General features: G+C 64.9%; 9 protein-coding genes and 1 pseudogene. 7 read left to right on the plus strand and 3 right to left on the minus strand.

Going from position 1 to position 9,316, the window contains the following annotated elements; all coding sequences use genetic code 11:
- Positions 1-151, plus strand: a pseudogene (locus J1N50_RS13890) (acetyl-CoA C-acyltransferase); the annotation flags it as partial.
- On the opposite strand, the gene J1N50_RS13895 reads toward J1N50_RS13890, so the two are convergent.
- From J1N50_RS13895 to J1N50_RS13905, 3 genes are all read right to left on the minus strand, one after another.
- Positions 135-413 (minus strand): hypothetical protein, encoded by a 279-nt coding sequence (locus J1N50_RS13895; protein ID WP_215354518.1) that lies wholly within the window; start codon positions 411-413, stop codon positions 135-137. The pseudogene J1N50_RS13890 and the gene J1N50_RS13895 sit on opposite strands and share 17 nt — an antisense overlap.
- 366 nt (positions 414-779) lie before the next feature.
- Entirely contained in the window at positions 780-1,148 is a 369-nt protein-coding gene (locus tag J1N50_RS13900) for a hypothetical protein (protein ID WP_215354521.1), read from the minus strand.
- Positions 1,149-1,157: 9 nt separating this feature from the next.
- Positions 1,158-3,404: a LysM peptidoglycan-binding domain-containing protein gene (locus J1N50_RS13905; RefSeq protein ID WP_215354524.1), complete on the minus strand. Its 2,247-nt coding sequence runs from the start codon at positions 3,402-3,404 to the stop codon at positions 1,158-1,160.
- Between the two features lie 295 nt (positions 3,405-3,699).
- Here J1N50_RS13905 and ruvX point away from each other — a divergent pair, with 295 nt between their 5' ends.
- From ruvX to J1N50_RS17870, 6 genes are all read left to right on the plus strand, one after another.
- A complete protein-coding gene (ruvX, locus tag J1N50_RS13910; RefSeq protein ID WP_215354542.1) occupies positions 3,700-4,158 on the plus strand; it encodes a Holliday junction resolvase RuvX in 459 nt (152 codons plus the stop codon).
- Positions 4,158-4,475, plus strand: coding sequence for a DUF1294 domain-containing protein (locus J1N50_RS13915; RefSeq protein ID WP_215354545.1), 318 nt, complete (start codon positions 4,158-4,160; stop codon positions 4,473-4,475). Before ruvX ends, J1N50_RS13915 begins: the two co-directional genes overlap by 1 nt.
- 13 nt (positions 4,476-4,488) lie before the next feature.
- Positions 4,489-5,484 (plus strand): aspartate carbamoyltransferase catalytic subunit, encoded by a 996-nt coding sequence (locus J1N50_RS13920; protein WP_215354548.1) that lies wholly within the window; start codon positions 4,489-4,491, stop codon positions 5,482-5,484.
- Positions 5,475-6,698 (plus strand): dihydroorotase, encoded by a 1,224-nt coding sequence (locus J1N50_RS13925; RefSeq protein ID WP_215354550.1) that lies wholly within the window; start codon positions 5,475-5,477, stop codon positions 6,696-6,698. The genes J1N50_RS13920 and J1N50_RS13925 overlap by 10 nt, the downstream gene beginning before the upstream one ends.
- A 374-nt stretch (positions 6,699-7,072) precedes the next feature.
- A complete protein-coding gene (locus tag J1N50_RS13930) occupies positions 7,073-8,233 on the plus strand; it encodes a helix-turn-helix transcriptional regulator (protein ID WP_215354553.1) in 1,161 nt (386 codons plus the stop codon).
- Positions 8,234-8,624: 391 nt separating this feature from the next.
- Positions 8,625-9,260 (plus strand): choice-of-anchor C family PEP-CTERM protein, encoded by a 636-nt coding sequence (locus J1N50_RS17870; protein ID WP_246553519.1) that lies wholly within the window; start codon positions 8,625-8,627, stop codon positions 9,258-9,260.
- The last annotated feature ends 56 nt before the right edge of the window (positions 9,261-9,316 follow it).

Below are 9,316 nucleotides of genomic sequence, written 5' to 3' on the forward strand. Positions count from 1 at the left end.
GATGGCGCTCGGCCACCCGATCGGCGCCACCGGGTCGATCCTGATCGGCACCGCGCTCGACGAACTCGAACGTTCGGGGGGACGGTACGGCCTCGTCACCATGTGCGCGGCGGGCGGCATGGCTCCTGCCATCATCATCGAGCGGATCTGATCCGCTCGCAGCTAACCGCTCCGGGGATACCTTGCACCCCGGGGCGGAACCGGCATACGGTATAGACCCCGCCCGCGCCGCCCTGGTAATCGCTGTTGTACGCGTCGTAGCTCATCGAGAAGTCGGCGGTGGCCGCAGAGCCCGTCTTCGTACCGTCGCGGAACAGCCCCGCCGTCGCCGACGTCGCGTCGGGACGCCGCGCCGCGCGGTCGTCGGTCGACTGGACATAGGCGACGTTGGTGGTGCCGTTGTTCCCGGTCATCCCCATCTGCCGCCCGGCGAAGCGGTAGAAGATTTCGTGGGGGGCGGGCCGCTGAACCCCGTGCCGAGATAGCCGGAAAACCGCGCAACTTCACTCGCGATTCAGGGTTTGGGGCATCTCCTTTCTGGCGACGCATCATTCTTAAAGCGACAAAAGAGACGGACGCGCACGTCAAGAATGCCGCCTTTGTCGCTTTAAGCTCACCCCGCCAAGCTGTGCCGCGGGCGCGGAACCACGCCCGCGCGCGATGCGAAGAAAGAGACCGAGCGCGGCACAGCGAGGAGGCTAAAGCACGCTGATTTTGTAGGACAGCGGTTTTTGAAAGGCGGTGAGTTTAGGGGTTAAGTAAACTGTCACCGTAATTCCCTATCGCGGCCAGCGGTATAGTTCCTCTGGATAGGCGAAAGGTGGCTTGCCTTTCACCACCTGCTCCATGTCCTGCATCAGCCGCGAACCAAGTTTGATGTGATCAAATCCCGGAATCACCTCCGCCGTTCGATCATTGATAGCATAGCCTTCATCGTAGTGAACCTTGGCCTGGGTCGCCATCTCCACCAACTGAGCATAACGGGCCTCGCCCAGTTTACCACGGAGATGGGCGAGGCTCTGATTGAGGCTTTCCCAACCTTCATCATAGGTCTGAAATTCAGTGGGGTAGCTTTGACCGCCACTATTTAGGTTAAGATAGATAATTTCGCTCCGCAGGTCACGTAGATTTTCGCTGACTATAATCATTTTCGGTTCCTATTTTGCGATCCAGTAAGAGCCGCCATAGACTTCCGGTCGGACAATCCCGATAGGTGCATTTCCGTTGGCGGCCCTGAAGTCGACTATTTGTGGTCTACGAGCATTTTTAAACCCAAGTGTCCCATCTAATATCGTTCCGCTTTGCGGGAAATATAGATCGGGAATACGGTATTTTCCACTAGAACCTTCGATGTAGAGGCGCTGATTAATGCGGACCATGTCCGCACCATGCCCCTGTTGCAGAGCAAACGCCTTCAAATCCTGACGGGCGAAATCATCTATTTGGTTGGCGCGAAACAGGTGGGGAGGCTGACCTACCGGCGCAACAATATCTCCACTAGCAAGTCGTGCATCGACATGAACAACCCCCCGCTCATATGCCGAAGCATAACGAGCCTGATAGGCAGCCTCAATCGAAGGCGTACCCTCTGCGGCCCGCGTTCCTGCTGCCATAGAACTGAGCATAAGCCGAGGCGGGCGGCCTACTTGCAAGGCCATCATTTGCGGGCCGAACCAGGATCCCAGATTGCCGTACCATTCCTTCGCTTTGTTATGCTGAACGATGCTGTAGCCAATCGGGCTCTTGGCTTGGAACGCGAGATCGTCCACCGATGTGGGAATCATCGAAGGCAAGGCCACCCCTTTGATCTTTTGGTAAACTCCATCGGTAAACCGGTCCCAGCGACTGGGTTCGGAAACGACCGACGCCTGCCGCAGCGGCGCCGGATTGGTAATGCCGTAGCGAGCACGATAAGGCGGAGCGAGCCTTGCCTCTTGTCGCCCATATAACTGCACCAATTCCATATTGAGAGCCACCAGGGCCTGTGCGCTCATTAGCGTCCGCCCGGTGACGATGATATCGCCGATAGTCGGCACGCCCGTCCGGATGCCCTCGCCGCTGCCGGTCACGGCGCCGAGCGCGAAGCGCATCGCGTCGGACACCGAACTGATGCGGAACGACGATCCGGCATAGGATGCCGACTGGCTGAGCCCGTTCGCGGGCAGCAGACCGACGAATGCCGGCTTGGCGCGCGCGTCGGCCTTCAGGCGCGCCATCTTGCCGCCCGCGTAGCGGTCTTCGGCGATGCCGCCTCCTCCTCCACTCCCGCCGTTACTATCGCTCGACACGCCATCAACGGCCGTGCCGAGCCCGCGCATGGCGATCTGGGCGATCGTGTCGGGGATGGCGGCGAGGAGGTTGTCGCCGAAGCTGTTGCCTTCGATCGCGCTGCGCGTCGCGGCGTTGGCGATGGCCGAAGCGGCGATCGAGGCGGCGAAGGTGCCGACCCCCGCGCCGCCGATGCGCTTGCCGACCTCAAGGCCGACCCCCGCGCCGATCCCCGCCGCCGCGACGCCCGCGAAGTCGAACTTGCTTTGCAGCCCTGTCGCGACCCCGATGCCCTGCGTGACCGCGCTGCCGACCGCGGCGCGCGCCGCTGTCGCCGCCGTGCCGCTGCCGAACAGTCCCGTCTCGCCGAACAAGCCGCCGCCGCCGATCGCGCCGCCGACCCCGCCCGCGATCGCTGCGAGCCCGACACCCTTCCAGCTGAACTTCTCCTGTATCCCGGTGGCGACCGCAAAGCCCTGGCTCGCCATCGAACCGACCGCGCCGCCGACGACACCGCCCGCGATCCACGCGCCCGCCGAGACGCCGGTCACGGCCGCGCCGCCGGTCATGGCCCCCAATACGGTGCTGAACGCCTCACTCGAAAGGGCCGAGGCGGCGCCTGCCGTCGCAATCAGCGCCACGCCGATGGCGATCGCCGCGACCAATATCTGTCCGAACACACCGCACTTGGGTTTCTTGGGCGGCTTCGGCGTGGTGGGGCTGAGGTCGCCGAGGGCGTCGGTGGGATCATAGGGTTTGAAGGTGCTCGCGCTGTGGCTGCTCCGGGTGACGCCGGTGGGGAGGGTGAGCGTCTGGCCCTCGATCAGCGCGGCGTTGCCGCTCATGCCGTTCGCGGCGGCGAGCTTGTACCAGAGGTTGGCGTCGCCCCACAGCGCCTGCGCGATGCTGGCGAGCGTGTCGCCGGTGCGCACCGTATAGGTGCCGCCCGCTGCACCCTGATAGCCGCTGTTATAGGGATCGTAGGAAAGGCCGAAGTCAGCGTAGGCGGCAGCGCCGGTCTTGGTGCCGTTGTGGAACAACCCGGCGGTCGTCGCGCTCGTCGCCGGACGCACTCCGGCGCGGTCCGCGATCGATGCGGTATAGGAGAGATCGGCGGTGCCGTTGTTCCCCGTCATTCCGACCTGACGCCCGCCGAAGCGGTAATAGACCTCGTGCGGCGCCCCTTCGGTCGGCGCGCTGGTGCGCGTCTCGTCGCGGCGGATGATCTGCCCCGCCTCGTCGAGCGTGTAGGTTCCTCCGCTGTAACGGTGGCAAATTTACACCATCACATGCTGGGACCAAACTTCCAGGCTCGTCGTTGCGAGGAGCGAAGCGACGCGGCAATCCGGCGCGGGCTTAAACCGCTCCGGATTGCTTCGCCCGGCTTTCGCCGGGGTCGCAATGACGAGGTTTTGGTTTTAGACGCAGCCCATGATCACCGCCGCCGCCCCCGATTTCGCCGCCCACGTCCCGAACGCCGGCCGCCTGATGGGCCTCGATGTCGGCACCAAGACCATCGGCGTCGCCTTCTGCGACGTCAACTGGTCCTTCGCGACCCCTGACAAGACGATCATCCGCAAGAAATTCTCGACCGACCTCGAAACGCTGAAAACGCTGATCGCACACAATAATATCGTCGGCCTCGTCGTCGGGCTGCCGCTCAATATGGACGGCTCCGACAGCCCGCGCACGCAAAGCACGCGCGCCTTCGCGCGCAATCTGCTGCCGCTCGGCCTGCCGATCCTCCTCTGGGACGAGCGATGGTCGACCGCTGCGGTCGAACGCGCGATGATCGCCGCCGACGTCAGCCGGGCAAAAAGAGCAGAGCGCATCGACAGCGCCGCCGCCGCTTTCATCCTTCAGGGCGCGATCGACGCGCTGACCCGTTGATGGCCGGATATGTCGTCCATTGGCTCATCGGGGCGAACCTGATCGCCTTCGTGCTGATGGCCCTCGACAAGCACAAGGCGGAAGCGGGCGACCGGCGCATTCCCGAGGCCGCCCTGCTCCTCTGGGCCTTTCTCGGCGGCGCCTTCGGGACCATACTCGCCGCGCGCCTCGTCCGCCACAAGACGCGCAAGCAGCCCTTCGCAACGTGGATGGTCATCTGGCTCTGGCTCGACATCGTCCTGCTCGTCCTTTGGCGGTTCGGACTATTGGAACCATGGCTCGCCTCGGCGCTTGCCTATTTGCGCGCCGCCACCTAAAGGCTCGGCTTTAATGACAAGCGCAACCACCCGACCCGCCAGCGATTATCCGCCCGGCGGCGATGCCTTTCGCCATCGCCACCTGATCGGCATCGCCCAGCTCACCCCGTGGGAGATTTCCTACGTTCTCGACGCCGCCGAAGAGTGGGTCGAAATGAACCGCGGCGGCGCCGCGAAGCACGACGGCCGGCTCGCGGGTCTGACGATCATCAACGCCTTTTTCGAGAATTCGACGCGCACCTTGCTGTCGTTCGAAATCGCGGGCAAGCGCCTCGGCGCCGACGTCGTCAACATGCACGCCGCGCAGTCGAGCGTGAAGAAGGGCGAGACGCTGATCGACACCGCGATGACGCTGAACGCGATGCGCGCCGACGCGATCGTGATCCGCCATGCCAGCTCGGGTGCGGTCCAACTGATCGCCGACAAGGTCGATTGCCCCGTCCTCAACGCGGGCGACGGCCGCCACGAGCATCCGACGCAGGCGCTGCTCGACGCGCTCACCATCCGCCGCCGCCTCGGCAAGGTCGAAGGGCTGACGATCGCGATCTGCGGCGACGTGCTGCACAGCCGCGTCGCGCGTTCGAACATCCTCGCGCTCACGCTGCTCGGCAACGAGGTCCGCGTCGTCGCGCCGCCGACGCTGATCCCTCCCGCGATGGAACGGATGCACGTCACCACCTTCACCGATATGGACGAAGGACTGCGGGACGCCGACGTCGTGATGATGCTCCGCCTCCAGAACGAACGCATGGACGGCGCCTACCTTCCCAGCGCGCGCGAATATCATGCGCTCTACGGCCTGACGCCGAAGCGCCTCGAAAAGGCAAAGCCCGATGCGATCGTCATGCACCCCGGCCCGATGAATCGCGGGGTCGAGATCGACAGCAGCGTCGCCGATCACCCCACCCGCTCGACGATCACCGAGCAGGTCGAAATGGGCGTCGCGGTACGCATGGCGTGCCTCGACATCCTGACACGCCGGAAGCGGGGAGTGCCGGGATGGAACTGAAACCGCTCCACATCCTCAACGCGCGGCTGATCGATGGCGACGCACCGCGTCCGGGAAGCCTGCTGGCAATGGACGGCCGCATCGCCGCAATCGACCCGACCGAAGTGCCCGAGGGCATCGAAGCCGTCGATGCGAAGGGCCAGTGGCTCGCCCCGGGCATCATCGATCTCGGCGTCTTCGCGACCGACAAGCCCGCCTTCCATTTCGGCGGCATCACCCGCGCCGCGCTGATGCCCGACAGCGGCCCCCTCGACGGCGCCGGGCTCGTCGAGCGCGCCGCCAAAGGCGGCAAGCCCGACCTCTGGGTCCATCCGCTCGCCGCCGCAACCAAGGGTCTCGAGGGCAAGGAACTTGCCGAAATCGGCCTGATGAAACAGGCGGGCGCGCGCGCCGTCGCCACCGGTCGCGCCCGCATTGCCGATGCGGGCGTGATGCGCCGCGTCCTCGCCTATGCCGCTTCGCTCGGCCTCGTCACCATCGTCCATGCCGAGGACGAAGGCCTGACCGCCGGCGCGGTCGCGACCGACGGCGAAATGGCGACCCGCCTCGGCCTCGCCTCGGCTCCCGCGATCGCCGAAGCGATCGCGATCGCACGCGACCTTTGTCTGGCCGAGGAGGTCGGCGCGCCGATCCACTTCCGCCAGGTCACCACCGCGCGCGGGCTCGACCTGATCCGCGCCGCCAAGGCAAAGGGCCTGCCGGTCACCTGCGGCATTACGCCCGCCCACCTCTTCCTTTCCGATACTGCGATCGGCGATTTCCGCACCTTCGCCCGCCTTTCGCCGCCGCTGCGCAGCGAGGACGATCGCCACGCATGCCTCTCCGCGATCGCCGACGGCACGATCGACGTGCTGGCATCGGGTCACGATCCGCGCGGTCCCGAGGACAAGCGCCTCCCCTTCGCCGAGGCGCAGCCCGGCATGGCGGGCGCCGAGACCTTGCTCGCGATGGGCCTTCAGCTCGTCCGCGACGGCCATATCGGCGCCGCGCGCCTCTTCGACCTGCTCGCCGCGAACCCCGCAAGGCTGCTCGGCCTCGAAGCCGGCCGCATCGAGCCCGGACTGGAGGCCGACCTCATCCTGATCGACGAGGGCACGCCCTGGCAGGTCGATGCGAAAAAGATGGCGGCCTGGGCCGGCAACACGCCGTTCGACGGAATGCCGGTTCAGGGGCGCGCGACGATGCTGTGGAAGGGCGGACAGCGCATCAGGTAGCGACAACGCATTAAGGCGTAGAAGCGTGCACGTCCCGTTACAGGACAGCAATAATATTTCACAGGACTCGCTTTCGAATCCCCTTATATGTCGATCTGCGACCCGAATGGATGACAGTCCATTCACCACTCAAAGGCGGCCGTCCCCGGCCGCCTTTTCTTTTTCGCCCTCCCGCCGGGCGCAACCGACGGGCCGGGCACAAAAAAGAAGCCCGTCGGAATCCGGCGGGCTTCTAGAAGCGGGATGGTCTTGCGATCATCCCGCCATTGGGTCGCAGCCGCTCTTTGCCCGATTCGCGCGACAGTTTCGCTACCCACATGGGTAGCGTGGGCGAATTTTTGCTCTATCAAGGGGCGAAGCAGCCGGGGAAGCGCATGCCGACCGATCGCGTTCCGACCTTTCCGCCCGACCATAATGCGCCGGCCGAATGGGAAGTGCTGAACGCGCTGATCGGCGACATATACGACTCAGTGCTCCATCCCGAAAGCTGGAACGACACGCTCGCGCGCATCACCGGCGCGCTATGTCCCCTCAGTTGGGAAGCCGCCTTCATCCTGTGGGAAGGCAACAATCCGCCGCGCGCGCGCTTCGTCGCCGCGACGGGCCTCGCCGCGGGCATCCAGGAAATCTATTCCGCCGTCTATGCGGGCAGCCATCCCTGGTCGCGCAAGCTGATGCGCTATGCCAACGGCAGCGTCGTCGACAGCTATGACATCATGACCCGCGAGGAATTCTACGAATCCGAATTCTTCCGCAACTTCCTGGCCCCCTATGGCATCGACCGGCTCGTCGGGGTGCTGCTCGACCGGCGCGGAGGCGAACGACTGGGACTGATGCTGCCTGGCCCGGGCGACCGCGATGCCGAGAAGCTGAAGCGCGGCCTGCGCGTGCTCGCGCCGCATATCCAACGGGCGATGCGGATCAGCGACCGCCTCGCGACGCTCGAGCTTGCCGCTGGCGCGGCGCGCGCCGCCGCCGACGCCGCGCCCTTTGCGATCTTCAGCCTCGACGATCAGCTCAATATCCTCGCCGCAAACAGCCGCGCCGACCGCTATGAGCGCGCCGGCTTCATCCGCCGGACCGACGGCCGCTTCGCCTTCACTCACCCCGCAAGCCAGAAACAGCTCCTCGACCTCGCCAAAAGCCCCGCTCCGGCCGGCCTCGCCTTTCAGACGACGAGCGCGGAGGGCACCGAATGCCCCGTCCTCGTCGCGCGTATCTCACGCCAATCGGCTGAACGGATCGGCGGCACCGACCTCGGCGCCTCGCTCATCGTCACGCTGGGCAGTGCGCCCGGCGAAACCCCGGTGGTCGCGATCGACCGCGTTGCCCAATGGTTCGGCCTGACCCCGGCCGAGGCGCGCCTCGCCGTCGCGCTCGCGGGGGGACAGAGCCTGAGGGACTATGCCGCGCTCCGCGCCGTCAGCCTCAACGCCGTGCGCTTCCTGCTGAAGGGCATTTTCCGCAAGACTGGCGCAACCAGCCAGGCACAACTCGTCGCCATGGTCGCGAGGCTTCCGTCGCCGACGATATAGATGCGGCGGCAAAGGAGCAGGCCGTGACGAGCCCGCGGAAACGGGGCCGCGCTCGGAACCGCCATCGGCGTCGATGGCGCGCCGCCAACGCAAGCCGCCTGCCTTTCGGGAAACAAACAGGACCTAACATTTCATAACCCGAATTTAATTTGGCCCGCTGGTCCCCCGGTCACGAAAAATCGCAAAATTTCCCTCGCAGCGGGCATCGCGGCACCCCTAATCGTCCCATTATGAAGCATGTTGACCGATTTGGACGGCGGCGGGACAAAAATCGAACTTAACAATAGTTTACGAATCATCGGTTCCACGTTATCTCGTTCAATGAGTCGTCGAACGCATGGCCATCCCGCCACGCGAGTAGAACGACCGGAACGAAAAAGGGGCACTGACCATGCGTAGCCTTAAAGCCGCCGCTGCGGCCGCTCTCCTGCTTCCCGCGACCGCCAACGCGGCAACCGTTGTCAATGGCGATTTCGAAACGGGTCCCAATCCGGGTTCCTTCACGACTGTGAATGCCGGGGGCACGATCGGCGCCTGGACGGTGGTTAGCGGCAGCGTCGATTATATCGGCAACTATTGGCAGCCTCAGGGTGGATCGCGCAGCGTCGACCTCAACGGCAATAGCCAGGGAGCTATCGAGCAGGCCATTGCGACCGTGATCGGGCAAGCCTATGAAGTCACCTTCTGGCTGGCGGGCAACCCGGACAACGGCCCGGAAATCAAGACCGTGAAGGTCGCGGCGGCCGATGCCAATGGCATGTTCACCTTCGATACGTTCGGCGTCTCGCGCGCGGCGATGGGTTGGCAGAAATACACCTTCAATTTCACGGCGAATAGCACGTCGACCCTATTGTCCTTCGCATCGCAGAATCAGAGCGCTTACGGCGCTGCGCTCGACACCGTCTCGATCGCCGCGGTCCCCGAACCGGCGACCTGGGCGATGATGCTGTTTGGCTTTGTGCTGGTCGGCGGCGCGATGCGGCGCCGTACCGCGGCACGCCCGGCGAACCATCTGTCGTTCGCCTGACGCGACGCGACTTTCCAAAAAGGGCCGCCGCCGGAATAGATGCCGGCGGCGGCCTT

This window comes from Sphingopyxis soli (genome assembly GCF_018682675.1).
GTDB lineage: Bacteria > Pseudomonadota > Alphaproteobacteria > Sphingomonadales > Sphingomonadaceae > Sphingopyxis > Sphingopyxis soli.

Coding starts and splice junctions, on each gene's coding strand:
- J1N50_RS13895 (WP_215354518.1), bottom strand. CDS start 413: ATGACCGGGAACAACGGCACCACCAACGTCGCCTATGTCCAGTCGACC.
- J1N50_RS13930 (WP_215354553.1), top strand. CDS start 7,073: ATGCCGACCGATCGCGTTCCGACCTTTCCGCCCGACCATAATGCGCCG.
- J1N50_RS17870 (WP_246553519.1), top strand. CDS start 8,625: ATGCGTAGCCTTAAAGCCGCCGCTGCGGCCGCTCTCCTGCTTCCCGCG.
- J1N50_RS13900 (WP_215354521.1), bottom strand. CDS start 1,148: ATGATTATAGTCAGCGAAAATCTACGTGACCTGCGGAGCGAAATTATC.
- J1N50_RS13915 (WP_215354545.1), top strand. CDS start 4,158: ATGGCCGGATATGTCGTCCATTGGCTCATCGGGGCGAACCTGATCGCC.
- J1N50_RS13920 (WP_215354548.1), top strand. CDS start 4,489: ATGACAAGCGCAACCACCCGACCCGCCAGCGATTATCCGCCCGGCGGC.
- J1N50_RS13905 (WP_215354524.1), bottom strand. CDS start 3,404: ATGACGGGGAACAACGGCACCGCCGATCTCTCCTATACCGCATCGATC.
- J1N50_RS13925 (WP_215354550.1), top strand. CDS start 5,475: ATGGAACTGAAACCGCTCCACATCCTCAACGCGCGGCTGATCGATGGC.
- ruvX (WP_215354542.1), top strand. CDS start 3,700: ATGATCACCGCCGCCGCCCCCGATTTCGCCGCCCACGTCCCGAACGCC.